Source organism: Patescibacteria group bacterium (assembly GCA_024238995.1).
In the GTDB taxonomy this organism is placed as follows: domain Bacteria; phylum Patescibacteriota; class Minisyncoccia; order Minisyncoccales; family JANBVM01; genus JANBVL01.
Genome location: JANBVL010000002.1, coordinates 54432 through 76885 on the forward strand (window position 1 = coordinate 54432; position 22454 = coordinate 76885).

Below are 22454 nucleotides of genomic sequence, written 5' to 3' on the forward strand. Positions count from 1 at the left end.
GTCTACATCTGTTATTTTATTTGGCCTCCTGTTTTCTCAATCTTTTCTTTTGCTGATTTTGAAACTATACAATCTCTAATAATTAACTTGTTTTTTATTTCTCCCTGCCCTAAAATTTTAACCTTTGGCAATCTGCCTTTTATTCTACTAATTAGCTTTTTATCAAGCAAGGTTTTTGGAGAAACAATTTCTTTTTCCTTAAAATATTTTTGTAAAGTTTTAATATTTACAATTTCTGGCTTTTCCCTTCTTATTTTAAACTTATACCCTCTTAATTTAGGGTATTTTTTAATCAACTGCCTGATATCAGGAACCTTTTTACGACCAGCTCTTGTTTGCTGGCCTTTTATCCCCCTCCCAGAATGAGTTCCTCTTTTTCCTCCCCTTCCTATCCTTTTTCCCTTTTTGTTTTTATGTTTTGCTTTTAACTGATGAATTTGCATAGCATTAAAATAATAAAAAATTATTCTTTAACAGTTTTTTCTTTTTTTACTCTTTTTGATAGCTTTAACTTTTTCAATGCTTTTATTGTTGCCATTCCATTATTAAGCTTGTTTCTAGTTGACCCTAAAACCTTGGAAGAAATATTTTTAATCCCAGCTAAAGAACAAATAATTCTTACTGTTCCCCCTGCTACCAAACCCCTTCCTTTTCTTTGAGGCTTTAACAAAACTCTTGCTGAGCTGAATTTTGCAGAAACCTCATAAGGAATTGTTTCATTTACAATTGGCACTTCTATAATTCTTTTCTTTGCTAATCTTGTTGCTTTTTCTATTGCTTGCGCAACATCAAGCCCAGAAGCTGAAGCTATGGAAACTTTTCCTTTTTTATCACCAATAACCATAACAACTCTAAATCTTATCTTTTTTCCTCCTGCCCTTGTATGAGATACTCTTGCCAAGTCCAAAAGCTTTGAGTCAAACTCATCTTTCCTTTTAAAATCTTTTGTCATTCTTCTTCCTCTCATAATTGTTTTAAAATTTTAAACCGCCATCTCTAGCGCCGTCAGCTAAAGCTTTAACTCTTCCATGATATTTATATCCTCCTCTATCAAAAACCACTTTTTCAACCTTTAAATCTTTTGCTTTTTTGGCAATTAATTTACCAGTCTCAAATGCAATACTTAGTTTTTTTGATAATTTCTTGTCCTTTTCTTTTTTAGCCTCTGTTTTCTTTCCCTTTGCTTGTGAATCACGGGCTGAAGCTAATATTTTATTATTCTTATCATCAATTAACTGGGCATAAATATATTTGTTTGAACGAAAAACACAAAGTCTTGGAATTTTATCTGTCCCTGAAATTTTGGCTCTTACTTTTTTATGCCTTTTTAATCTTTTTTTTCTTTTCTTTTTAACATTCATAATTCAACCTACATTAACCTGGACCAGCAGTCGCAACCTTTTTGCCTGCTTTTCTTCTAATTGTTTCTCCATAATACCTTAAACCCTTTCCTTTATAAGGTTCAGCAGGCCTGACTTTTTTAATTTTTGCAGCAATCAAACCAACAAGATCTTTATCAATACCAGAAACTGTGATTATGTTTTTCTCAACTGTAATTTTAATCCCTTCTGGAGACTTTATTTTAACAAGATGAGTGAAGCCAGCAGACAAAACCAGCTCTTCTTCCTCCATCTTAGCCTTATAGCCTAAACCATGAATTTCCAGTTTCTTTTCATAACCAGACACAACTCCATTAACCATGTTTGCTAAAATAGCTCTGGTTAAACCCCAAAAAGCCTTGCTGTTTTTTGTTTGCCTTTTAACTAAAACAAGTAATTTTTTATCTTTTAATTGAATTTTAATTTCAGGCCTAACTTCAAAAGAAAGCTCACCTTTTGGACCCTTTATCAAAGCTTTCTGCTCTTTAATTTTAACTTCTACATTTTCCGGTATTTCAATTGGTTTTTTTCCTATTTTACTCATATATATTTACCAAATTTCGCACAATATCTCACCTCCTAAATTCTTTTTTCTGGCTTCTTTATCTGCCATTAAACCTTTAGAAGTTGAAATAATTAATATTCCATAGCCTGATTTTACTCTTCTAATTTTTCCAGCTGCAGTATAAATTCTTTGACCTGGTTTTGAAATTCTTTTTAATCCTGATATGACTGGCTCATTATTGTCGTATTTTAGTTTTATTGTAATAAGCTTTTTAGGCTTTCTCCCTTTTTTCTCTATTTCTCCAACAAAATTTTCCTGCTTTAAAATTTTGGCAATTTCAAACTTCATTTCAGAATAAGGAAAACTCACTGTTTCTTTTAAAACAGCTTGAGCATTTCTTATTGATGTTAACATGTCTGCTATTGGATCCATATTTACCAGCTACTTTTTCTTATTCCCGGAATTAGACCTTTGTTTGCCATTTCTCTAAAACAAATTCTGCAAAGCCCGAACTTTCTCATGTAAGCTCTTTTTCTTCCACACCGAAAACACCTTCGAACTATTCGTGTTTTAAACTTTGGTTTCTTTTTTGCTCTGGCAATTTGTGATTTTTTTGGCATATTACTTTTTTATTGGAAATCCTATCAATCTTAATAATTCTAAACTTTCTTCTTTATCCTTGGTTGTTGTTACCACAGTAATCTCTAACCCAAACAAAAACTTGGCGTGTTCTGGCATAATCTCAGAAAAAGAGATTTGTTCTTTGATTGCTAAAGTTAAATTACCATTTTTATCAACTGTTTTAGGATCAATCCCTGAAAAGTCTCTGGAACGAGGAAGAGTTATGTGAATCAATCTCTCTAAAAAATCAAACATCATTTTTTTCCTTAAAGTTACCATTGCCCCTATTTCCATGCCTCTTCTAATTTTAAAACCTGAAACTGATTTTCTTGCTTTTGTCAGCACTGGCTTTTGACCAGTAATTGAAGACAAATCTTTTGTAATTGCCTCCAGCATTTTTCTTCTTTCATCAGAACCTTTTGGAATAATAGCTTTGCCAAAACCAGTATTGATAACTACTTTTTCAATTTTGGGAACTGCCATCCTGCTCTTATAGCCAAACTTTTCCATCATTTTAGGAATTACTTCCTTGTTATACTTTTCTTTTAAGCCAATCATATTTGTTTATTGCATTTTTTGCAAATCCTATATTTTTTATTATTTATAACCTTATAGCCAACCCTTGCTGGCTTATTGCATTTTGAACAAATTATTTTCACATTAGAAATATCAATAGGCGCTGGTTTTTGAATAATCTGGCCTTTACTTCCTGTTTTTTTCGGTTTTTGATGTCTTTTTTTCAAATTCACTGATTCAATCAAAACTTTTCTTTCGATTGGGAAAGCTTTTAAAATCTTGCCTTTCTTACCTTTATCTTTTCCTGAAACAACCAGTACTTTATCGCCTTTTTTTATCTTCATATTTTTAAAATTATACCAATTGCTGAGCTATGCCCACTACTTCTTGAAAACCTTTTTCTTTTATTTCTCTTGCCACAGGGCCAAAAATTCTTCCGCCTTTTGGTTTTTTTGTCTTGCCCTCTAAAATCACACAAGCATTATCATCAAAACGAATATGCGTGCCATCAGACCTTTTATACTCTTTTCTTTGCCTAATAATCAAAGCCCTTACTACATCATGTTTTTTTACTTCTTTTCTGGGATCAGCAACCTTTACTGTACCAACAATAATATCACCCAAACGGCCATAGCGCCTTACGCTTCCACCTAAAACATGAATGCATTGAAGCACCCTACCTCCTGAATTGTCAGCTATTTTTACCATTGTTCTTAGTTGAATCATGATTCTTGCTTTTCATCAGTTAGTTTTTCTTGTTTTTCCTCTGGCTCTTGCCTCTCGCTCTGTTTTACTTTTCCTATTACTCTCCATCTTTTGTCTTTGCTGATTGGCCTGCACTCCTCAATAATAACCCTGTCGTCTAATTTATAGTTTTCCTTTTCATCATGAGCCTTGTACCTTTTGCTCATTTTATACATCTTTTTATACTTGGAATGTTTCTTCATACGCTCAACCTCAACAATAACTGTTTTTTGCATTTTGTCAGAAACAATTATTCCTCTTAATTTTCTTTTAGGCATAAACTCACTTTACTTCTTTTAATATGGTTAATATTCTTGCAATTCTTTTTCTAACTTCTCTTATCTCTCTCACGTTCTTTACCTTGCCCGCACTTAAATCAAAGCGCAATAATCTTAGCTTGTCTTTTGATTCATTAAGCAATTTTTTCAATTCTGATTTCGACTTTTTTTTAATTTCAGCAACTTTCATATTTTTATTCGTAATTATTAATAACTATTTCTTAATAAATTTGGTTTTTACCGGTAATTTATCTGATGCAGTTCTAAAAGCCTTTACTGCTGTTTCTTCTTTTATTCCTTCAAGTTCAAAAATAATCCTTCCCGGCTTAATTGGAAAAGCATAATGAGAAACAGGTCCTTTGCCTTTTCCCATTTTAAACTCAGTACCTTTTGATGTAATGGGCTTGTCAGGAAAAATTCTAATCCAAAGCTTACCGCCTTTCTTTAAATATCTTAAAATCCCGCGCCTTGCTGCCTCAATTTGACGGGCAGTAATCCATCTTTGCTCTAAGGTTTTTAAACCATAAGAACCAAAGGCAAGTTCAGTTCCTCTTTTTGCAAGACCTTTTGATCTTCCCTTAAATCTTTTCCTATGTTTTGTTTTTTTTGGTTGAAGAATTGCCATAATTATTTTTCAAATTTCTCTCCTTTATATATCCAAACCTTTACTCCTATTACTCCATAACTGCACTTAGCTATTTTATGAGAATAATCAATATCTGCTCTTATTGTCTGTCTTGGAAGAAGACCCTGTCCTAACCACTCTTTTCTTGCAATTGAAACGCCATTCAGCCTGCCAGCCAACTCAACCCTAGCACCTTTTATTCCTTTTTGAGACATAATCCTAGATAGGGTTTGTTTTAAAACACGCCTGTAAGGCATTCTCTTCTCTATCTGAGCTGCCATTAATTGAGCAACTAAAGACGCATGAACCCAGGGGTTTTTAATCTCCCTGATCTCAAGCCTTAATTCTAATCTAGCCTTACCTTTTTCTTTCTTTGATTTTATAAAATATTTTTCTTGTAAAACCTTGCTGATAAGTTCCTGTTTTAATCTTTCTATACCCTCGCCTCTTCTTCCGATAATCAAACCCGGTCTTGAAGTAGAAACTATAATATTTATTCTGCTTGGAGATCTTTCAATCCCAATTTTTGCAACACCAAATTTACCAATTTTTTCTTCAAGAAATTTTCTTATCTTAAAATCTTCTTCTAAGTATGAGGCAAAATCTTTTTCATAAAAACCGCGTGATTCCCACTCTTCAGTTTGCCTTATTCTAAATATTTTTGGATGGACTCTATGTGACATAATGTTCTTTAAATTAAAATGTTTTTCGCCTGAAAAATCTTCTTAAACCTCTTTCTTTTTTTTGTTTAACAGCCTTTTCAAAATCTGGCTTCTGCCTTTCTTTTTTAATAACAACGGATTTAACTGCTTTCTCTTTCTCTTCTTCTTGGACAGGTTCTAATTTCTTTTTTCCAACCACTTTTTTCTTTTTTGTTTTCTTTGCTTTTTTATCAATCTCATCTAAAACAAGGGTTATATGCGAAGTTTTTTTATGAATTATATCAGCTCTGCCCCTTGCTCTTGGAAGCTGTCTTTTAAGTCTTGTTCCTTCATTAACCAATAATTCAGAGATATAAAGATTGCTTTCATCTGTCTGAAAATTACTTTTTGCATTAGCCAGCGCCTGGTTTAAAAGCTTTAAAATTGGCAAGGCTGCTTTTTTTCTTGTAAAAGCTAAAAGTTTTTGAGCTTTTTCAACTTTTTTTCCCCTAATCAAGTCAGTGACTAATCTCACTTTTCTGGGCGCAATCCTTAAATAACTGAGCTTTGCTTTTGAAATCATATTTTTAAACTATTTTTTCTCTGCTGGTTTAGCAGTTGTTTTTTTCTCTAATCCTTTCTGCATTCTTCCACCATGTCTTAAGAATTTTGTTGTTGGAGCAAATTCGCCAAGTTTATGACCAATCATGCCTTCGTCAATTTTTACTGAAATAAATTGCTTGCCATTGTGAACTAAAAATGTAAAGCCAAGCATTTCCGGTGAAATAGCACAACGCCTAGACCAAGTCTTAATTGGCTTTGTTTTATCTCCTCTCAGCTCTTCAACCTTTTTCAGTAATTTCTCGTCAATATATGGGCCTTTTTTTAAACTTCTTGTCATATTTATTTCTTTTTCCTTCTTTTTAAAATTAATTTATCTGTCCATTTCTTTTTTCTTGTTCTAACCCCTAATGCTATCTTTCCCCATGGCGTTTTAGGATGTTTCATTCCAATACCACTCCTCCCTGAACCTCCTCCATGAGGATGGTCAGGAGGATTCATTGCTGAACCTCTTACTGTTGGTCTTATCCCTTTTAATCTTTTTGTTCCTGCTTTTCTAAATTTCTCAAATCTCTTTTCTGGATGAGAAACCTGACCGATTGAAGCAAAACAATGCTCTGGAACCTTTCTTACTTCACTAGAAGGCATTTGAAGATGAATATAACCTCCGTCATTGGCTAAAACCTTAGCTGAAGTTCCTGCTGACCTTACCATTCTGCCGCCTATTCCTTTTATCATTTCAATATTATAAACTTGGGTTCCAATAAGAATATTTTTGAGCTGCAATCTATTACCTATTTTAAGTTCAGTTTTTTCAGCACAAATTATTTCATCATTAACCTTAATTCCAGCTGGAGCAAGAATATAGCCTTTTTCATTGTCTTCATACTCAATTAAAGCTAAAAATGCTGTTCTATTTGGATCATATTCTATTGCTATTACTTTTCCTTTTTTATTAATCTTTTCTTGGCCAAAATCAATAATTCTATAGCGTCTTTTCACTCCACCTCCTTGATGACGAATAGTAATTTTTCCAGACTTTGATCTGCCAGCCTTTCTTTTCAAAGTCAAAAGTAAAGCTTTTTCAGGCTTTTTCTTTGATAACAATTTTTTGCTTTTAAATTGAACTTGTCTTTTTTGCATACTTTAATAAAATTATCCTGAAGCAATTTCAATTTTTTGGCCTTTTAAAACCTCAACAATTGCTTTTTTATAACCACTCCTTTCCCCTTTTATTCCCTTAAAAACCCTTTTCTTTGGCGGAACTTTAATAATCTTAACGCTTAAAACCTTAACGCCATATAGCAATTCAACTGCTTTTTTAATCTCAATCTTATTAGTTCTTGGATAAACCCTAAAAACATACTTGTTTTCCTTTGCTAAATCTGTTGCTTTTTCTGTAATATGAGGCGACTTCAATATTTGATAAGCAAAACCCTTTAAGCTAGGTTTTATTTTTTTAACAGACCCAACAGGTTCTTTTTTAACATTTTCAGGCTTTTTTTCAACCTCCTTTTTTTCTTCCTTCTTTTCTTTAACCTCTTCCTTCTTTTTTCTTTTAAATAAATCTTTTAATGCCATAGTCTAAGAAATAAAAAGCAATTAACAGAAAACAATTATTTTTTGTCTTTTGTTTTCTGTTTTTTACTTTTTACTAAAAATGTTTCTTTAATGACCTTTATGCTTTGTTTTGGAATAATCAAGTACTTAAAAGATACAAGGTCTAAACAATTCAAATCCTTTGCCTGAACAACTTTAATATTGGGAATATTTCTTGCTGCTAAAATTATGTTCTTATCTAACTCCGGCAATGCGATCAAAGCGCTTTTCTTTTTTAAATTAAGATTATTTATAAATTCAAGCATCAATTTTGTTTTTGGACTATCAAATTTTAAATCATCTGAAACAACAAGCAGCTTGTCTTTTTCTTTTTGAGACAAAACTATAAACAAAGCTAATCTTTTCATTCTCTTGGGAATTCTTTTCTTAAAAATAGTATCTTTTCTTGGACCAAAAGTAATTCCTCCGCCGATCCAAATAGGAGATCTAATTGAACCGTGTCTTGCTTTTCCTAATCCTTTTTGACGCCAAGGTTTTTTTCCCCCACCTCTTACCTCACTTCTGTCTTTGGTATGAGCGATTGACCTTCTTTTGTTTGCCATCTGAGATACAACAACCTGATGAACTAAATCACTATTAAATTTCACTTCAAAAATCTCTTTTGGCAGCAAAGATTGTGTTGGTTTTTTTTCTTTTTTGTTTATTATTTCAGTTTTCATATTATCCTCTTATTTCAAGCAAAGTTCCTTTTCTTCCAGGTATAGCCCCTCTTATAAACAAAGCATTGTTCTTTTTATCAATTTTAATAATTTTTAAATTCTTTACTGTAATTCTATCAAAGCCCATTCTGCCAGGCATTTTTTTTCCTTTTATCACTCTTGAAGGGCTTGAAGCTCCTATTGAACCTATTGATCTTAAAAAGCCTTTTGCCCCTCTGGATTTAGGCTGCCCCCTAAACCCCCATCTTTTTACTCCTCCAGCAAATCCTTTTCCTTTAGAAATCCCTGATATCTTTATTAACTTAACCTCTTCAAAATTAGAGACATCAATTTTCTGTCCAACTTTATAATCTGAAATATTTGCCTGAAACTCTCTTAAATGTTTAAAGGCTTTGTTTTTCTGACTTTTCTTAATTTTTTTATCTTTTAATTTCAAAAAGCCAATCTGAACAGCTTTATAGCCATCTTTCTCTTTAGTCTTAATTTGGGTAATCTCACAAGGTCCAGCCTCAACCAAAGTAACAGGAACTGGAATTCCTTTTTCATCAAACACTTTTGACATACCTATTTTTAAACCTAGTATAAACTTCATATTTTCTCTAACTTAAAACCGGGCATAGCCCGGCTCTAAAACCATCGGCTATTTGAAATTGATTTATAATATTTTAAAAACTAATTTCATCATTTTAATTACGCTAAGAATAATCCTCTGACAAATATCTATTTTACATTTTGATTTCAATATCAACTCCAGCAGGTAAATTCAAACCTTGCAAAGCATCAATCACTTTAGGGCTTGGCTCCAGGATATCAATCAATCTTTTATGAATTCTAATTTCAAACTGTTCTTTGCTTTTTTTATGAATAAAAGTAGATCTATTAACAGTGTATTTATTAATTTCAGTAGGTAAAGGAACAGGTCCCAGTACCTTAACACTATAACGCTCTGCCATTTCAATAATTTGTTTGGCAGAACTATCAATTACTTTATGATCATAAGCTTTAAGCTTAATCCTGAGCCTAGTCTTAATATCGGGCTCAACAGTATCTGTTTTTTTCTTTGGCATCTTAACGAACTAATAACCTCTATAAATTAAATTACCAAGTTAACTTGGCAATTTAATTTCATTTATTTATTTCAATATTTTTGTAACAACTCCTGATGCAACAGTCTTGCCTCCTTCTCTGATAGCGAAACGTTGACCATCTTCCATAGCAATAGGAGCAATTAACTTAATTTTCAGAGTAACAGTGTCGCCAGGCATTACCATTTCAGTTCCTTCAGGCAAAGCAACATCACCAGTAATATCAGTAGTTCTAAAATAGAATTGAGGCTTGTAACCAGTGAAAAATGGCGTATGTCTTCCCCCTTCTTCTTTATTTAAAACATAAACCTGACCGTCAAATTCAGAATGAGGTGTAATGCTGTCTGGCTTAGCTAATACCTGACCTCTCTCAGTATCTTCTTTTTTAATACCTCTAAGAAGCACTCCAACATTGTCCCCTGCTCTTCCTTCATCTAAGATCTTGCTAAACATCTCAATAGAAACAGCAGTTGTTTTAACAGTTGGCCTTATTCCAATCAGAGCCACTTCTTCATTGGGTTTGATAATTCCTCTTTCAATTCTTCCTGTTGCTACAGTTCCTCTCCCTTCAATAGTAAATACATCTTCAATTGCCATTAAAAATGGTTTATCTGTTTCTCTTACTGGTTCTTTAATATACTCATCAACAACTTTAATCAGTTCCAGTATTGGTTTAATAGCTTCATCATCAACTGATTTAGCATCTAAGGCTTTTAAAGATGAACCCTTGATAATTGGTATTTCATCTCCGGGAAACTTATATTTTTTAAGAAGTTCCCTTAATTCTGATTCAACCAACTCAATAATTTCTGGATCATCAACCTGGTCGCATTTATTAATAAACACAACCAAAGATGGCAAGCCAACCTGTCTTGATAGAAGGATGTGTTCTCTTGTTTGAGGCATTGGGCCGTCAACGGCTGAGACTACTAAAATTCCTCCATCCATTTGGGCAGCTCCAGTAATCATGTTTTTAATATAGTCGGCGTGTCCTGGACAATCAATTAAAGCGTAGTGGCGTTTATCGCTCTCAAATTCAACGTGAGAAACTGAGATTGTTAAACCCCTGGCTCTTTCTTCTGGAGCAGCATTTAATTCATCTACACCAAAATTTGTTGCATTTAAACCTTTCAATCTTGAAACGTGTAAAATTGCAGCAGTGGTGGTTGTTTTTCCATGCGCAACATGGCCAATAGTACCGATATTGACATGGGGTTTTGATCTTACAAATTTTTCTTTTTCTGCCATATTAATTGTTTATTATATATTGTTATTAATTATTTATATATATCAAGATTTTGAAAAAATATCAATACCTTCCAACGCCAAAAACCACTATTTCTTCTTTCCTTCAACAATCTGTTCAACCACGTTTTTAGGCACTTCTTGATAACTATCAAACTCCATTGTAAATGTTCCCCTGCCCTCAGTCAAGCTTCTTATAGTTGTAGCATAACCAAACATCTCAGCTAAAGGCACATTAGCGTCAATTATCTTTAAATTAAGCCTATCTTTAGTTTCTTTTATTTTACCTCTCCTCGCTGATAAATCTCCTATTACATCACCAAAAAAGTTCTCAGGAATAACTACTTCTAGTTTCATTATTGGTTCTAACAGTACTGGATTTCCTTTTTTAGCTGCATCTTGAAAAGCCATGGAACCAGCGATTTTAAAGGCGAATTCAGAAGAATCAACTTCATGGAAAGAACCATCTTGAAGAGTTACACCAATATCAATCATAGGATAACCTGCAACTATTCCTTTTTCCATAGCTTCTTTTACTCCTTTTTCAACTGCTGGAATAAATTCTTTTGGTATTGATCCTCCTTTAATCTTATCAAAGAATTCAAATCCTTTGCCTTTTTCTCTTGGCTCTATCTCAAGTACAACATGACCATATTGGCCTCTTCCACCTGACTGCTTAACATATTTAGATTCAGCTTTAGAAGTAGCTTTAATTGTTTCTTTATATGCAACCTGAGGTCTTCCAACATTTGCTTCAACACTAAATTCTCTTTTCATTCTATCAACGATGATTTCTAAATGAAGCTCGCCCATGCCAGAAATAATAGTTTCATTAGTCTCGTTATCTATTTTCATTGTGAAAGTTGGATCTTCTCGAGACAGTCTTTTTAAAGCAACACCCATTTTTTCTTCATCTACTTTATTTTTAGGCTCAACCCTAATAGAAATAACTGGTTCTGGAAAAATAATTTCTTCTAAAACAATTGGATTGTCTTCATCACACAATGTATTACCAGTAGAAGTATTTTTAAGGCCGACAGTAGCAGCAATATCACCTGCATAAATCTCATCAATATCTTCGCGGGAATCAGCGTGCATTCTTAAAATTCTACTGATTCTTTCTTTTTCACCAGTAGCAGTATTTAAAACATAAGAACCTTTTTTAAGTGTTCCTGAATATACTCTGAAAAAAGTTAAAGAACCAACATAAGGATCAGTAGCAATTTTAAAAGCCAAACAGGCAAATGGATCGTTGTCATCTGTTCTTCTTTTGATCACTTTATTTGTATCAGGATCAGTTCCTTCAACAGGAGGAAGATCAATAGGACTTGGCAAATAATAAATTACTGCATCTAAAACTGGCTGGACTCCTTTGTTTTTCAAAGATGAACCGCAAAACACTGGATACAGCTTATTGACAATAGTTGCTTTTCTTAAAGCTGCTCTTAACTCATCATTTGAAATTTCTTGCTGAGCTAAATATTTTTCTAAAAGCGCTTCATCTTCTCCTGCAATCTTTTCAATCATTTTTTCTCTCCACTCTTTGGCTTTCTCTGTTAAATCAGCAGGAATATCTTCTTGTTTTACAATTTCTCCTGAATCTCCTTCAAATCTAATAGCTTTCATTGTAAATAAATCAATCACGCCTTTAAAATGTTCCTCTGCTCCAATTGGAAGCTGTACTGCAACGGCATTTGGATTTAGTTTTTCCCAAATAGATTCTAATCCTTTGTAAAAATCAGCGCCCATTCTGTCCATTTTATTGATAAGACATATTCTTGGAACATTAAACTTGTCAGCTTGGCGCCAAACAGTTTCTGATTGAGGTTCTACACCAGCCACTCCATCAAAAACAACTACTCCGCCATCTAATACCCTTAAAGATCTTTGAACTTCAGCTGTGAAATCAATGTGTCCTGGGGTATCAATAATATTGATCTTATATTCCTTTTCCCCTTTTTGAGCCAAATCTTGAGGTGTCCAAAAACAAGTAATAGCGGCTGAGGTGATTGTAATACCCCTTTCTCTTTCCTGATCCATCCAGTCAGTAGTAGTTGTACCTTCATCAATGTCTCCAATCTTATGAGTAATACCAGTGTAAAACAAAACACGCTCAGTAGTTGTTGTTTTACCAGCATCAATATGAGCGATTATCCCAATATTCCTAAGTTTTTCTAAAGGATATTTTCTAGCCATATTAATAAGAAAAATGAGCGAAGGCACGATTAGCTTCTGCCATCTTATAAGTATCTTCTTTTTTCTTTACTGCCCAGCCAGTATTATTAGCAGCACTCATTAATTCTTCAGCCAGCTTTTCCCTCATTGGCCTACCTTTTTTTGTTTTAGCTGCCTTTATTATCCACCTCATTGCTAGAGTAAACTTTCTTTCTCCTTTTACTTCTACTGGAATTTGATATGTTGCTCCACCAACTCTTCTTGGTCTTACTTCCAGTATTGGACTTGTGTTTTTAATCGCTTGATTAAAAATCTCTAATGGTTCTTTTTTTGTTTTCTCCTTAATAATATCAAAAGCACTATAAACAATTTTTCTAGCAATACTTTTTTTACCTTTTCTCATTATGTAATTAATGAATTTGGAAATCTCTTCACTGTTATATACAAGATCAGGCTGAATTTCTCTTTTCTTTATTTTTTTTCTTCTTCTAGCCATAGTTTATTTTTTTGGTCTTTTTGTTCCATATTTTGATCTTATCTGTTTTCTGCCCTCAACTCCTCCTGCATCTAAAACACCTCTTACTACTTTATAACTTACTCCTGGCAAATCCTTAATTCTCCCGCCTCTTATCATTACAACAGAATGCTCCTGCAGGTTATGACCCTCTCCAGGAATATATGCTGTTACTTCCTGACCATTAGTCAGTCTTACTCTTGCAACCTTTTTTAGTCCTGAATGAGGTTTTTTAGGAGTCATTGTAAAAACTTTTAAGCACACCCCTCTTTTAAACGGAGAAGGATATTTTATTGGTCTGTTTTTTAAAGCATTAAAACTAAATTTAAAAACAGAAGCTTTCTTTCGCTTTTTTGGTTTTTTTCTTGGTTTTTTAACTAATTGATTAATTGTTGGCATAATTAAAAACAATTAAGTGCTCTGGCACTTTTATGGAATAAATTTAACAAGGAAAATGATTAAAGTCAATGCCTTAATTTATTTATTCGTTTAATGTAAGCGCTTTAAAAAATTAATAACTGACCTGAAATTAATGTATAAAAAATTTCTGCTCCTCTAAAAATCCATCCTATTCCAAAGAATATAAATAGCAGAAGAAAAGCTAAGCTGTATTGTCTTAAAAACATTTTAAATCCTGAGAGCTTATCTGGCAACAGAGAAGACAAAATATGATAGCCATCAAGTGGTGAAATAGGAATTAAATTAAACAATCCCAAAACAAAATTATAAAAAGCAATAATACTAAATAAAATAAACAGTATTAATGATAAAGGGATAAATCTAATAATCAAACTAAAAATTATTCCAACAAGAAAATTACTTAAAGGACCTGCAATAGAAACCTTTAAAGTCCCCCATTTCTGGTCACGGAAGTTATATGGATTAATTGGCACTGGTTTTGCCCATCCGAAAATTGGACCTTTCCCAGCGGTTATTAAAAACAACATTAAAGGCAAAAGAACAGAGCCAAACGGATCTAAGTGCTTTAAAGGATTTAAAGTTAATCTTCCAGCATACTTTGCTGTTGGATCTCCCAGATAATAAGCAACGCTGCCATGAGCAATTTCATGAATTATAATTGAAAACAGAAGCACTATTAATGTAAATATTAAAATAATTGGATTCATATCTTTATTCTACAAATTATACTATAACTTGAAAAGATTTTAAAAAACTTATAGAATTATTTAATCATGGCAAAAGAATGTCAAATATGCAACAAAAAATCAAGAATGATTCAGAAGCTGGTAAAGCTTCGTGGAAAATATAATCCAACAAGCAAAAAAAGAAAATACCCAAATATCCAATGGGTTAATGTTCCTGTTGGAACAAAACAAAAGAACTTTAAGGGCTTTGGTGGTAAAAGGATAAAAGCCTGTACAAAATGTATCAAAAGCTTGTCTAAAAAAGAGCGCTAATTATATAGTGCTTTTCACTAAAAAACCACGTTTGACGTGGTTTTTTAGTGCCCTGTTTTTCATAAGAAATTTCTGAAGAAAATTCCAGGTGGGAATCCTTAGGCATACTCCACAGAGTATGCATCATATCAGACTCCCTATAAAAATGTATTCTCAGATTTCGTTAGAAAAACTAGGGCACTATCTATTTTACCTTTATCTAAAAATCCCTGTCAATTTTTATAAATTAAAAATTTTAACAAGTTGCTTGATTAAAGAAACTGTTGGCGGTTGAGCTAACAGACTATAAGAATCAACACCTTTATCATCTTTAATAATCCATGGCTTTTCTTTAATATTTACTTTTTGTTTGCTTTCATCCCATTCATATACATATTCAGGAGTAACTTCATAATCATCAATATATTCTTTGGCAACATTGACTGGCACTGAATTTTTTATCAAAACTTTTGAAATTCCATAAAGAGAAAGCGCTCTTTTAATTAACTCATCATCTTTTTGTAATCTATCTTTAATTGGTTCAATTCCAAATTCATCTCCTTCTTTTGAAACCATTTTTACATCTTTGCAATCCGGATTATCACACATTAAATAAAACTCATTGTTTTCATAACCAATCTTTGAAGTTGGCAAAAGCCTAATATTTCTTGAAGTTTTACAAACAGGGCAAACTCTTCTATGTTTTATTCTTTCATCAATTACATTTTTAGGAACATCAATTAAAATAAAAACATCTCTGTCATCTCTGTAGCCAATTAAGTCTCTAAAAAATAAAGAGAAGTCTATTTGATTTAAATCCCTGGGAAATCCATCAAGAAACAATGTTTTTTTACCAATCTTTTGTATTTCTCTTTTTATTAAAATTAAGATAAGTTCTGTTGGCAGTAATGTTTTTGTGCTTCTGCTCTCTAGGGAAGCAATGATTTCTTTTAAATCTTTCGGCCCTCTGTAGTTTGTTTCTAGAAAAGAAACCAGTTCTTTTTTAGAATCTTCACTGGAAAGCTCTTTGTCAATTTCTCTAACCATGTCCCCTACAGAAAAATGATGTATTAGTTCAGGACCAACGAGACGGGCAAACATTTTTGAATATGTTCCTTTACCTGAGTTTTTTTTACCTAAAAAATATGCAATGAAAGTATTTTCTTTTAAAAATTCTTTCAATTTTTTAATTTCTTCTCCTGCTTTAGCTTGAAAATACTCATTTTGTTCTTTTGGATCTATTAAATTGAATTTTTTATCTATTCCTTTGATTTTAGTTTTAAAAATTGGAAACTGCATAATTTTAATCTGTTATTGTAACATTATCTCCATCTGAAATGATTTTAATATCACCCAGCTGATCTGTTCTTAAAACTTTTATATCATAATCAGTCAAAATCTCCAAAACTTTATCATGTGGATGACCATAACTATTATCTTTTCCAGCTGATATTACAGCAATTTGAGGAGTAACATTTTCCAATAATTCTTTTGAAGTTGAAGTTTTGCTTCCATGATGACCGATTTTTAAAACCTCACAATCTAAATCTAATTGTTTGTCTATAATCTTTCTTTCTACTGAGCTATAAATATCACCTGTGAAAATAAAACAAGTGTCATTGAATACTAAACGACTGACAATTGAACTATTATTAGTATTTTTAACAATCTGACCTTCTAAATTTTCGAAAGGATAAAGTATTTCAAAAAAAATATTTGGCGCAATGATTTTCTGGCCTAACTGCGCAATTTCTACATTTGAATCCTCAATTAATCTTGTCCATTCATCATATTCTCCAGTATCTCTTAAAACGCCTGTCCATAAAATATTTTCTACATTATATCTTTTCAAAACCTCAATCAAACCTGCAATGTGGTCATGTTCTGGATGCGTTAATATTATTAAATCAATTGTCCTGTCCCAGAAGTCTATTTCTTTTCCCAGCTTATTCAAAATCGCACTACTTGGACCGCCATCAATTAATATTTGATAATTTAGGGGCGTTTCAATAAATACTGCATCACCTTGCCCAATGTCAAAAAAAATAACCTCGAGCAACTGAGGCCTATCATAATTGTAGATAATTAACCAAGTAAAAATATTGAAGAACAATAAAACAATTAAAATTGTTTTTTTCTTGTTTGCCAAGTTAATAAAAATTCATGAGATAGCTTAATTTCTCCATTTCTTGTTCTAGTTCCTTTGAAATAATATGATTCATATTTTTAAAAATTAACTGTATTTTTTTATTCTATCTAAAAATCAAGCAAAAGAAAAATGTACAAGAAAGCACCAACCATTAATGATTGGTGCTTCTTAAAACTTCTAAAAAGTTTTGAGTGCAAATTTAGGCTTTGCCCAAAATTCTAAACATTTTAGTGCCGCATTCTGGACAGGTGCCAGTCATAGCTCTTCTTTTAGCGCCTCCTTTTCCTTTCATTTCAACTTCTTTCTCATTCAGCATGTCTTGCTTTTTTTTACATTTAACGCAGTATGCTTCTGTTGCCATAGAAATATATTTAAATTAGATTAAGTCCCTATTAAGCTCTGGATATGAGCTTTAAAACGACCTTTAGTTAACTATTCATAAAATGAACTTATCCACAACCTTATTTTACCTTAAATTAAGCGTAAATTATAGTCAAGCCCCTTTAATTCCTATTTCTGTTTATAAATTTCTTTAATTTTTCTCTTCTTCCATACTATAGACCCAAATCGTCTGATATTTTTTGCATTGAGCTTAAAGTAATAGCTACAAACTCTTCTAAACTTAAATTAAGATATTCTCCACATTTTTTAATAATTTCTCTGTTAGCTCCTTTAGCAAAAGCTTTTTCCTTAAAGCGCTTCAAAATACTCTCTGCCTCCAAGTCATTAATCTTTTTTGAAGGCAAAACTAAAGTGGCAGCAACAACTAAACCCGTCAAGGGATCAACACAGAATAAAGCTTTAGCCATTAAGCTTTCTGGTTTAATGCCATGGAATTCATTATGGGTTAAAACAGCATTATAGATCTCTTTATCAAAGCCTAGTTCTTTTAACATGTCAGCTCCTTGCTTTGAATGAATCTTTTCATTGCCAGCAGTTTTCTCATAATCAATGTCGTGCACCAATCCACAAATCCCCCATTCTTCAGCATCTTCATTGAATTTTTGAGCTAAACTTCTCATAACAGCTTCTACTGCTAAACAATGTTTGATTAGATTATTGTTTTTTAAATTCTCTTTTAATAAACTTAGTGCCTGGTCTCTTGTCATAGTTATAGTGGGTTAAATGATTTGAATATTATAACAAATTTATTTAATATGACATATATAGCAATATAATTAATATATATGGAAGAAAACAAAACAATATATATCACTGGACATAAACAACCAGACACTGATAGTATTTGCGCGTCTGTTGCTTATTCTAATTATTTAAAACAAAAAGGCAGAAATACTGTTGCAGTTAGAACTGGCGATATTAATCCTGAAACAAAATATGTTTTAGATTATTTTGAGGTTAACGCTCCAGAACTTTTAACTGATGTAATTGGGAAAAAGATAATTCTTCTTGACCATAATGAAAAAATCCAAAGCCCTGACAATATAGATAAAGCTAAAGTTATAGAAGTGATTGACCATCATAAAATTGATTTTAAATCTACAAACCCAATTTATTTTCACAATGAACCAATTGGCTCTACTTCAACAATAATCGCTAAAAAATACTTTAATGATAAAGAGGTTAATTTAGATAAAAAAACAGCTGGCTTGCTGCTTTCAGGAGTGCTTTCTGACACTGTAATATTTAAATCCCCAACTTCAACAGATGAAGATAAAGAAATTGCAGAGAAATTAGCTGGAATTGCTGGAATTAAAAATATCCAAGATTTTGGAATTAAAATGAAAAAATCAAAGGCAAGTTTAAAAGGATTAACGACTGAGCAAATCATATCATCTGATTTTAAAATATATGAATTTGGAAAAATTAAAATAGGAGGAGGCCAGGTTGAAGTGACCGAATTAGATGAAGTCAATGAAAAAAAGCAAGAACTTCTTGAAAAATTAAAAGAATTAGCACAAAAAGAAAATTATGATCTGATAATGCTGCTTGCAACAAACATTATTAAACAGGATTCATTACTTTTATTCTGGGAAAAAGAAAATTATATTGAAAAAGCTTTTAATAAAAAACCTGAGAATAATACCTTATATCTTGAAGGTGTAATGTCTCGGAAAAAACAAATAATTCCTCCTTTAGCAAAGCTATTTTCAGGGAATTAATGGTAATAAGGAATAAACCTGTTAAGTTTAATTACCCACTTTTTAGTCGCAAAGAATTAAGAATTACTGAAATAGAGGAAAAAGCCATGGCAGCAGCAGCAAAAATAGGATTAAGCAGGATTCCAAAAAAAGGATATAAAACTCCAGCTGCTACTGGCACAAGGCTGCTGTTGTAAAAAAATGCCCAAAAAAGATTTTGCTTAACAATTTTCATTATTCGGCGAGAAAACCTTATTATTTCAGGTATTAACATTAAATCTCCTCTCATTAAAGTAATATTAGCTGATTCCATTGCCACATCTGTTCCTTCACCCATAGCAATTCCCAAATCAGATTGAGCTAAAGCTGGAGCATCATTAATGCCATCACCCACCATAGCTACTTTTTTCCCTTGTTTTTGAAGTTCTTGAATTTTAGCCACTTTATTTTGAGGCAGCACTTGAGCCATTATATTTTCTATGCCAACTTGTCTGGCAATAGCTCTTGCAGTTTTCTGGTTGTCACCAGTAATCATCCATATTTCAAGACCTGACTTTTTCAGGATTTCTATGGTTTTCTTTGATTCCTTTTTTAAAATATCAGCAACAGCAATCAAGCCAACAGCTTCCCATTGCTGTTGAGCTTTTCGGGCTAAAATCATCACTGTTTTTCCTTCGCTTTCTAATTTTTCCATTGTTTGTTCTGTGTTTGAAATATTTATCTGCAAAAATTTCATTAATTCTCGATTGCCTAAAGCTACGCTAACTTTTTTATTCTCAATTTCAAGATTCCCTTTTATCCCCTTGCCAGGAACTGCTTGAAAATCAGAAACTGCAAATAAGTCGAGGTTCCCAGAAATCGCCTCTTGTTGTATAGCTGTATCTAAAGAATGACTTGATCTCTGGCCCAAACTAGCGGCTTTTTGAATTATTGCTCGCCCTAAAACATGCTCTGATCTTTGTTCAATGCTGGCAGCTATTTTTAAAACTTTATTTTCCAAAGCCTGAAGCTCTACAATATCTGTAACAACTGGCCTTCCTTGAGTTAAAGTTCCAGTTTTATCTAAAACAATAGTATCAATTTTATGAGCAATTTCTAAAGATGCTGCATCTCTTACTAAAATACCTTTTTCAGCAGACTTACCCATTCCAACCATCATTGCCATTGGTGTAGCCAAACCTAAAGCGCAAGGGCAAGCAATAATTAAAACTGCTACAAAATTAACTAAAGCAAAAGTAAAGGCTGGATCAGGCCCCCAAATCATCCAGACAGTAAAGGTCAAAATAGCAATGAAAATTATGACTGGCACAAAATAACTTGAAATTACATCAGCCAAACGTTGAATAGGGGCTTTTGATCCTTGAGCCTGTTCAACCATTTTAATAATCTGAGCCAACATTGTCTCTTCGCCTATTTTTATTGCTTTAAATTTAAAAGAGCCTGTTTGATTAATTGTTGCTCCAATAACTCTATCACCTGCTTTCTTAGAAACGGGCATGCTTTCACCAGTAACCATTGACTCATCAACTCCAGAAAAACCATCAATAATCTCTCCGTCAACTGGAATCTTTTCTCCTGGCCTAATAATAATGATCTCACCAATCTTAACCTCTTCAATAGGAATTTCTTTAACTTCGCCATCTCTTTCAACTCGGGCGATTTTCGGAGACAGCTTCATTAATTTTTTAATGGCTTCTGAAGCCCTGCCTTTTGCTAAAAGCTCCAAATATCTTCCGAATAAAATCAAGGTAATAATAATGGCTGCTGTATCAAAATAAACCTTAGGGACAATCCCTCCTATTTCAAAAAATTGAGGAAAAACAGTAACAGCTGCGCTATAACTAAAAGCAGCTAAAGTGCCAATAGCAATTAGAGTATTCATATCAGCTGTTCTGTATTTGAAAAGAAGTTTTAATCCAGCATAAAATCTTGAGCCAACCCAGAATTGAACCGGTATGGCTAAAATCAAAAGCAGCCAATAATTTGATAAACTTTCTACTAAAATTTTTGGCAAAAACGAAAGCCATTCAGGAAAGCTTCCAAAAAAAATAATAAAAGACAAAAATCCTCCCACTAAGAACTTTTTTTTAAGTAAAGAAAGTTCTTTTTCTCTTTCTTGTTTTTCTTTTTCTAAAACATCTCGGGTTTCTGAAGTTTCCCTAACTGCTTCATATCCTACGTCATCAATCACTTTTTCAATCTGTTCGTTAGTTACTTTCTTTGAATCAAAAACCACCTTAGCTCGACTATTATTAAAATCAACATCAATTTTCTCAATGCCAGGCAAAGTTTTTATTGCTTTTTCAACAATCATGGCGCAGTGAGGCGAATCCATGCCAATAACTCTTAAAGCTAAAAATTCCTTACCCTCCATATCCTTGGCAGGAGAAAGCTTGTCCATTCTCTTTTCAGAAATCAGTAAACGATAACCTACTTCTTTAACCGCTTTTTCCAAATCTAAAACACCAACCTTGTGTTCGTTAAACTCAACTAGCAAAGTTTCAGCTGCAAAATTAATCTGAGCCGAACTTACGCCGAGCAATTTTAAAACTGCCCGTTCAATCGTTCTGGCGCAAGAAGCGCAATGCATTCCTTTAATTTTAAAAATTTCTTTTTTCATAATAAATATTTTAAACCTTTTTTTATTTTAATTTCCAACTAAATATTCTTTTTGAAAAATCTTCTATAGTAAGCTTTATTTCTTTTGTTTGACTATCTAGAGCAGGAAAGAAAAGAATTCCTGAACGATGATGTCCTCCTGACGGCGAACCTTCCCACTTTAAGGGCTGGAATTTATTACCCTTATCATCTTCAAGTATTGAAATTTCAGTCATATCAAACTCTAAAGAAACGGAATGAGTATTAATCTCTACTTCAAAGCTAACAGGATTATCAAAATTAAAATCTAAAGGAGTCACGCTAAAAGAAACTTCGTTCTGATTATTTGTTTGATTTGATAAGGGAATTATTTCTAATTGAGATTCTTCACTCTGTATTGTGCTAGAAATATCTGCTTTTAAATTGCCTGATTGATTATTTATCATTAAAAAGGTTATTAAAAATAAGACGAAAGATAATCCAATGGCTTTCTTTTTCAATTCACCCATATCAAAAATTAATATTTTTTTGAACAACTCTCCAGCTAAATCATTCTTCTGGATAACTTCTAACATTATAATAATACCAATAAAATTTGAAAGAATCCCAATAATTATAAACAGCAATTGATATTGAACCAGAAAAACAGCTGCAGCTGTTAACCCCATTAAAGGTAAAATATCAGCCAGATGATGTAAACAACAAGCAATCATCGAGCCAGTAGAAATACCGCCTGAGGCAGTTATAGCCACTGTTGAGCTTTTGACTTGTTTTGAACGAATTCTCTCTTTAATAAAGAAATAAAGTCCTGCTTGCAGACCAAAGCCAGCCACTAAAAGCAAAATCCAATACCACATCTGGCTAAACTGCGAGACAGCATGGGAAAAAGAATTAGCTAACGAAAGGACAGCAAAATAAAAAGCTAACAAAGCCAAGCTGGCTGTTGTTCCTATAATGATAAATTTTTTATTTGTTAAGTTTGAAGTCATAATTTAGTTTGAAGAAATTAAATCTCATTCTCTCTTGCAGCAAGGGATCAT

At 32.6% G+C, this 22454-nt stretch carries 32 protein-coding genes and 1 pseudogene; 2 read left to right on the forward strand and 31 right to left on the reverse strand.

Annotated features, from left to right (window positions below; all coding sequences use genetic code 11):
• Positions 1 to 11 precede the first annotated feature (11 nt).
• The 25 genes and pseudogenes from KJI70_01100 to KJI70_01220 all read right to left on the reverse strand — a co-directional run bounded on the left by KJI70_01100 (position 12) and on the right by KJI70_01220 (position 14295).
• Positions 12 to 443: an uL15 family ribosomal protein gene (locus KJI70_01100; protein MCP6718130.1), complete on the reverse strand. Its 432-nt coding sequence runs from the start codon at positions 441 to 443 to the stop codon at positions 12 to 14.
• A gap of 20 nt (positions 444 to 463) precedes the next feature.
• The gene (locus tag KJI70_01105; GenBank protein MCP6718131.1) at positions 464 to 967 is read right to left on the reverse strand and encodes a 30S ribosomal protein S5; all 504 of its coding nucleotides are present in this window, start codon (positions 965 to 967) and stop codon (positions 464 to 466) included.
• Positions 968 to 974: 7 nt separating this feature from the next.
• Positions 975 to 1361, reverse strand: a complete 387-nt coding sequence (gene rplR / locus KJI70_01110) for a 50S ribosomal protein L18 (protein ID MCP6718132.1) — start codon at positions 1359 to 1361, stop codon at positions 975 to 977.
• A 13-nt stretch (positions 1362 to 1374) separates the two neighbouring features.
• Complete coding sequence (rplF, locus tag KJI70_01115) at positions 1375 to 1923, reverse strand: 50S ribosomal protein L6 (protein ID MCP6718133.1); 549 nt, start codon at positions 1921 to 1923, stop codon at positions 1375 to 1377.
• Between the two features lie 6 nt (positions 1924 to 1929).
• Positions 1930 to 2325: a 30S ribosomal protein S8 gene (rpsH, locus tag KJI70_01120; protein MCP6718134.1), complete on the reverse strand. Its 396-nt coding sequence runs from the start codon at positions 2323 to 2325 to the stop codon at positions 1930 to 1932.
• Entirely contained in the window at positions 2319 to 2504 is a 186-nt protein-coding gene (locus KJI70_01125; GenBank protein ID MCP6718135.1) for a type Z 30S ribosomal protein S14, read from the reverse strand. Before KJI70_01125 ends, rpsH begins: the two co-directional genes overlap by 7 nt.
• A 1-nt stretch (position 2505) precedes the next feature.
• Positions 2506 to 3063, reverse strand: a complete 558-nt coding sequence (gene rplE, locus KJI70_01130) for a 50S ribosomal protein L5 (GenBank protein ID MCP6718136.1) — start codon at positions 3061 to 3063, stop codon at positions 2506 to 2508.
• Positions 3060 to 3365: a 50S ribosomal protein L24 gene (gene rplX / locus KJI70_01135; GenBank protein ID MCP6718137.1), complete on the reverse strand. Its 306-nt coding sequence runs from the start codon at positions 3363 to 3365 to the stop codon at positions 3060 to 3062. The genes rplE and rplX overlap by 4 nt, the downstream gene beginning before the upstream one ends.
• Positions 3366 to 3375: 10 nt before the next feature.
• Entirely contained in the window at positions 3376 to 3747 is a 372-nt protein-coding gene (gene rplN, locus KJI70_01140) for a 50S ribosomal protein L14 (protein MCP6718138.1), read from the reverse strand.
• Positions 3744 to 4043 carry a 30S ribosomal protein S17 gene (gene rpsQ / locus KJI70_01145; GenBank protein MCP6718139.1) on the reverse strand — a complete coding sequence of 100 codons (300 nt, stop codon included), beginning with the start codon at positions 4041 to 4043 and terminating at the stop codon, positions 3744 to 3746. Before rpsQ ends, rplN begins: the two co-directional genes overlap by 4 nt.
• A gap of 4 nt (positions 4044 to 4047) precedes the next feature.
• Positions 4048 to 4233: a 50S ribosomal protein L29 gene (rpmC, locus tag KJI70_01150; protein MCP6718140.1), complete on the reverse strand. Its 186-nt coding sequence runs from the start codon at positions 4231 to 4233 to the stop codon at positions 4048 to 4050.
• 24 nt (positions 4234 to 4257) lie between these two features.
• On the reverse strand, positions 4258 to 4662 hold the full coding sequence (gene rplP / locus KJI70_01155) for a 50S ribosomal protein L16 (GenBank protein ID MCP6718141.1): 405 nt from the start codon (positions 4660 to 4662) through the stop codon (positions 4258 to 4260).
• Positions 4663 to 4670: 8 nt separating this feature from the next.
• Positions 4671 to 5351 (reverse strand): 30S ribosomal protein S3, encoded by a 681-nt coding sequence (gene rpsC / locus KJI70_01160; protein ID MCP6718142.1) that lies wholly within the window; start codon positions 5349 to 5351, stop codon positions 4671 to 4673.
• A 202-nt stretch (positions 5352 to 5553) separates the two neighbouring features.
• A pseudogene (gene rplV / locus KJI70_01165) lies at positions 5554 to 5892 on the reverse strand (50S ribosomal protein L22).
• Positions 5893 to 5901: 9 nt separating this feature from the next.
• Positions 5902 to 6210, reverse strand: a complete 309-nt coding sequence (gene rpsS / locus KJI70_01170) for a 30S ribosomal protein S19 (GenBank protein MCP6718143.1) — start codon at positions 6208 to 6210, stop codon at positions 5902 to 5904.
• 2 nt (positions 6211 to 6212) lie between these two features.
• Entirely contained in the window at positions 6213 to 7013 is an 801-nt protein-coding gene (rplB, locus tag KJI70_01175; GenBank protein ID MCP6718144.1) for a 50S ribosomal protein L2, read from the reverse strand.
• 12 nt (positions 7014 to 7025) lie between these two features.
• On the reverse strand, positions 7026 to 7451 hold the full coding sequence (rplW, locus tag KJI70_01180) for a 50S ribosomal protein L23 (GenBank protein MCP6718145.1): 426 nt from the start codon (positions 7449 to 7451) through the stop codon (positions 7026 to 7028).
• A gap of 35 nt (positions 7452 to 7486) precedes the next feature.
• Positions 7487 to 8149 (reverse strand): 50S ribosomal protein L4, encoded by a 663-nt coding sequence (gene rplD / locus KJI70_01185; GenBank protein MCP6718146.1) that lies wholly within the window; start codon positions 8147 to 8149, stop codon positions 7487 to 7489.
• Position 8150: 1 nt separating this feature from the next.
• A complete protein-coding gene (gene rplC / locus KJI70_01190; GenBank protein ID MCP6718147.1) occupies positions 8151 to 8741 on the reverse strand; it encodes a 50S ribosomal protein L3 in 591 nt (196 codons plus the stop codon).
• A gap of 133 nt (positions 8742 to 8874) precedes the next feature.
• Entirely contained in the window at positions 8875 to 9216 is a 342-nt protein-coding gene (gene rpsJ, locus KJI70_01195) for a 30S ribosomal protein S10 (protein MCP6718148.1), read from the reverse strand.
• Positions 9217 to 9282: 66 nt separating this feature from the next.
• On the reverse strand, positions 9283 to 10482 hold the full coding sequence (tuf, locus tag KJI70_01200) for an elongation factor Tu (protein MCP6718149.1): 1200 nt from the start codon (positions 10480 to 10482) through the stop codon (positions 9283 to 9285).
• A gap of 87 nt (positions 10483 to 10569) precedes the next feature.
• On the reverse strand, positions 10570 to 12675 hold the full coding sequence (gene fusA, locus KJI70_01205) for an elongation factor G (protein MCP6718150.1): 2106 nt from the start codon (positions 12673 to 12675) through the stop codon (positions 10570 to 10572).
• Between the two features lies 1 nt (position 12676).
• On the reverse strand, positions 12677 to 13150 hold the full coding sequence (gene rpsG, locus KJI70_01210; GenBank protein ID MCP6718151.1) for a 30S ribosomal protein S7: 474 nt from the start codon (positions 13148 to 13150) through the stop codon (positions 12677 to 12679).
• Positions 13151 to 13153: 3 nt separating this feature from the next.
• Positions 13154 to 13567, reverse strand: a complete 414-nt coding sequence (gene rpsL / locus KJI70_01215; protein MCP6718152.1) for a 30S ribosomal protein S12 — start codon at positions 13565 to 13567, stop codon at positions 13154 to 13156.
• Positions 13568 to 13671: 104 nt separating this feature from the next.
• Positions 13672 to 14295 carry a site-2 protease family protein gene (locus tag KJI70_01220; GenBank protein MCP6718153.1) on the reverse strand — a complete coding sequence of 208 codons (624 nt, stop codon included), beginning with the start codon at positions 14293 to 14295 and terminating at the stop codon, positions 13672 to 13674.
• Between the two features lie 66 nt (positions 14296 to 14361).
• Between KJI70_01220 and KJI70_01225 the strand changes: the two genes are divergently transcribed.
• Positions 14362 to 14586, forward strand: a complete 225-nt coding sequence (locus tag KJI70_01225) for a hypothetical protein (protein MCP6718154.1) — start codon at positions 14362 to 14364, stop codon at positions 14584 to 14586.
• 219 nt (positions 14587 to 14805) lie between these two features.
• Here the strand turns inward: KJI70_01225 and KJI70_01230 are convergent, their stop codons facing one another.
• The 4 genes from KJI70_01230 to KJI70_01245 form a co-directional block, all read right to left on the reverse strand.
• A complete protein-coding gene (locus KJI70_01230; GenBank protein ID MCP6718155.1) occupies positions 14806 to 15864 on the reverse strand; it encodes a nucleoside monophosphate kinase in 1059 nt (352 codons plus the stop codon).
• A gap of 4 nt (positions 15865 to 15868) precedes the next feature.
• Complete coding sequence (locus tag KJI70_01235) at positions 15869 to 16714, reverse strand: MBL fold metallo-hydrolase (GenBank protein ID MCP6718156.1); 846 nt, start codon at positions 16712 to 16714, stop codon at positions 15869 to 15871.
• Positions 16715 to 16913: 199 nt separating this feature from the next.
• Positions 16914 to 17075, reverse strand: a complete 162-nt coding sequence (locus tag KJI70_01240; protein ID MCP6718157.1) for a DUF5679 domain-containing protein — start codon at positions 17073 to 17075, stop codon at positions 16914 to 16916.
• Between the two features lie 193 nt (positions 17076 to 17268).
• A complete protein-coding gene (locus KJI70_01245) occupies positions 17269 to 17823 on the reverse strand; it encodes an HDIG domain-containing protein (protein ID MCP6718158.1) in 555 nt (184 codons plus the stop codon).
• A gap of 78 nt (positions 17824 to 17901) precedes the next feature.
• On the opposite strand from KJI70_01245, the gene KJI70_01250 reads away from it, so the two are divergent.
• On the forward strand, positions 17902 to 18837 hold the full coding sequence (locus KJI70_01250; GenBank protein MCP6718159.1) for a manganese-dependent inorganic pyrophosphatase: 936 nt from the start codon (positions 17902 to 17904) through the stop codon (positions 18835 to 18837).
• A 31-nt stretch (positions 18838 to 18868) separates the two neighbouring features.
• Here KJI70_01250 and KJI70_01255 read toward each other — a convergent pair whose 3' ends face one another.
• Both KJI70_01255 and KJI70_01260 read right to left on the reverse strand, forming a co-directional pair.
• Positions 18869 to 21436, reverse strand: coding sequence for a copper-translocating P-type ATPase (locus KJI70_01255; protein ID MCP6718160.1), 2568 nt, complete (start codon positions 21434 to 21436; stop codon positions 18869 to 18871).
• A gap of 22 nt (positions 21437 to 21458) precedes the next feature.
• Entirely contained in the window at positions 21459 to 22403 is a 945-nt protein-coding gene (locus KJI70_01260) for a hypothetical protein (protein ID MCP6718161.1), read from the reverse strand.
• Positions 22404 to 22454: the final 51 nt, after the last annotated feature.

What these genes read in the sequence shown, in the direction of transcription:
- KJI70_01100 (MCP6718130.1), bottom strand. Translation starts at nt 443, where the DNA reads ATGCAAATTCATCAGTTAAAAGCAAAACATAAAAACAAAAAGGGAAAA.
- KJI70_01105 (MCP6718131.1), bottom strand. Translation starts at nt 967, where the DNA reads ATGAGAGGAAGAAGAATGACAAAAGATTTTAAAAGGAAAGATGAGTTT.
- rplR (MCP6718132.1), bottom strand. Translation starts at nt 1,361, where the DNA reads ATGAATGTTAAAAAGAAAAGAAAAAAAAGATTAAAAAGGCATAAAAAA.
- rplF (MCP6718133.1), bottom strand. Translation starts at nt 1,923, where the DNA reads ATGAGTAAAATAGGAAAAAAACCAATTGAAATACCGGAAAATGTAGAA.
- KJI70_01125 (MCP6718135.1), bottom strand. Translation starts at nt 2,504, where the DNA reads ATGCCAAAAAAATCACAAATTGCCAGAGCAAAAAAGAAACCAAAGTTT.
- rplE (MCP6718136.1), bottom strand. Translation starts at nt 3,063, where the DNA reads ATGATTGGCTTAAAAGAAAAGTATAACAAGGAAGTAATTCCTAAAATG.
- rplX (MCP6718137.1), bottom strand. Translation starts at nt 3,365, where the DNA reads ATGAAGATAAAAAAAGGCGATAAAGTACTGGTTGTTTCAGGAAAAGAT.
- rplN (MCP6718138.1), bottom strand. Translation starts at nt 3,747, where the DNA reads ATGATTCAACTAAGAACAATGGTAAAAATAGCTGACAATTCAGGAGGT.
- rpsQ (MCP6718139.1), bottom strand. Translation starts at nt 4,043, where the DNA reads ATGCCTAAAAGAAAATTAAGAGGAATAATTGTTTCTGACAAAATGCAA.
- rpmC (MCP6718140.1), bottom strand. Translation starts at nt 4,233, where the DNA reads ATGAAAGTTGCTGAAATTAAAAAAAAGTCGAAATCAGAATTGAAAAAA.
- rpsC (MCP6718142.1), bottom strand. Translation starts at nt 5,351, where the DNA reads ATGTCACATAGAGTCCATCCAAAAATATTTAGAATAAGGCAAACTGAA.
- rpsS (MCP6718143.1), bottom strand. Translation starts at nt 6,210, where the DNA reads ATGACAAGAAGTTTAAAAAAAGGCCCATATATTGACGAGAAATTACTG.
- rplB (MCP6718144.1), bottom strand. Translation starts at nt 7,013, where the DNA reads ATGCAAAAAAGACAAGTTCAATTTAAAAGCAAAAAATTGTTATCAAAG.
- rplW (MCP6718145.1), bottom strand. Translation starts at nt 7,451, where the DNA reads ATGGCATTAAAAGATTTATTTAAAAGAAAAAAGAAGGAAGAGGTTAAA.
- rplD (MCP6718146.1), bottom strand. Translation starts at nt 8,149, where the DNA reads ATGAAAACTGAAATAATAAACAAAAAAGAAAAAAAACCAACACAATCT.
- rplC (MCP6718147.1), bottom strand. Translation starts at nt 8,741, where the DNA reads ATGAAGTTTATACTAGGTTTAAAAATAGGTATGTCAAAAGTGTTTGAT.
- rpsJ (MCP6718148.1), bottom strand. Translation starts at nt 9,216, where the DNA reads ATGCCAAAGAAAAAAACAGATACTGTTGAGCCCGATATTAAGACTAGG.
- tuf (MCP6718149.1), bottom strand. Translation starts at nt 10,482, where the DNA reads ATGGCAGAAAAAGAAAAATTTGTAAGATCAAAACCCCATGTCAATATC.
- fusA (MCP6718150.1), bottom strand. Translation starts at nt 12,675, where the DNA reads ATGGCTAGAAAATATCCTTTAGAAAAACTTAGGAATATTGGGATAATC.
- rpsG (MCP6718151.1), bottom strand. Translation starts at nt 13,150, where the DNA reads ATGGCTAGAAGAAGAAAAAAAATAAAGAAAAGAGAAATTCAGCCTGAT.
- rpsL (MCP6718152.1), bottom strand. Translation starts at nt 13,567, where the DNA reads ATGCCAACAATTAATCAATTAGTTAAAAAACCAAGAAAAAAACCAAAA.
- KJI70_01220 (MCP6718153.1), bottom strand. Translation starts at nt 14,295, where the DNA reads ATGAATCCAATTATTTTAATATTTACATTAATAGTGCTTCTGTTTTCA.
- KJI70_01225 (MCP6718154.1), top strand. Translation starts at nt 14,362, where the DNA reads ATGGCAAAAGAATGTCAAATATGCAACAAAAAATCAAGAATGATTCAG.
- KJI70_01230 (MCP6718155.1), bottom strand. Translation starts at nt 15,864, where the DNA reads ATGCAGTTTCCAATTTTTAAAACTAAAATCAAAGGAATAGATAAAAAA.
- KJI70_01240 (MCP6718157.1), bottom strand. Translation starts at nt 17,075, where the DNA reads ATGGCAACAGAAGCATACTGCGTTAAATGTAAAAAAAAGCAAGACATG.
- KJI70_01245 (MCP6718158.1), bottom strand. Translation starts at nt 17,823, where the DNA reads ATGACAAGAGACCAGGCACTAAGTTTATTAAAAGAGAATTTAAAAAAC.
- KJI70_01250 (MCP6718159.1), top strand. Translation starts at nt 17,902, where the DNA reads ATGGAAGAAAACAAAACAATATATATCACTGGACATAAACAACCAGAC.
- KJI70_01255 (MCP6718160.1), bottom strand. Translation starts at nt 21,436, where the DNA reads ATGAAAAAAGAAATTTTTAAAATTAAAGGAATGCATTGCGCTTCTTGC.
- KJI70_01260 (MCP6718161.1), bottom strand. Translation starts at nt 22,403, where the DNA reads ATGACTTCAAACTTAACAAATAAAAAATTTATCATTATAGGAACAACA.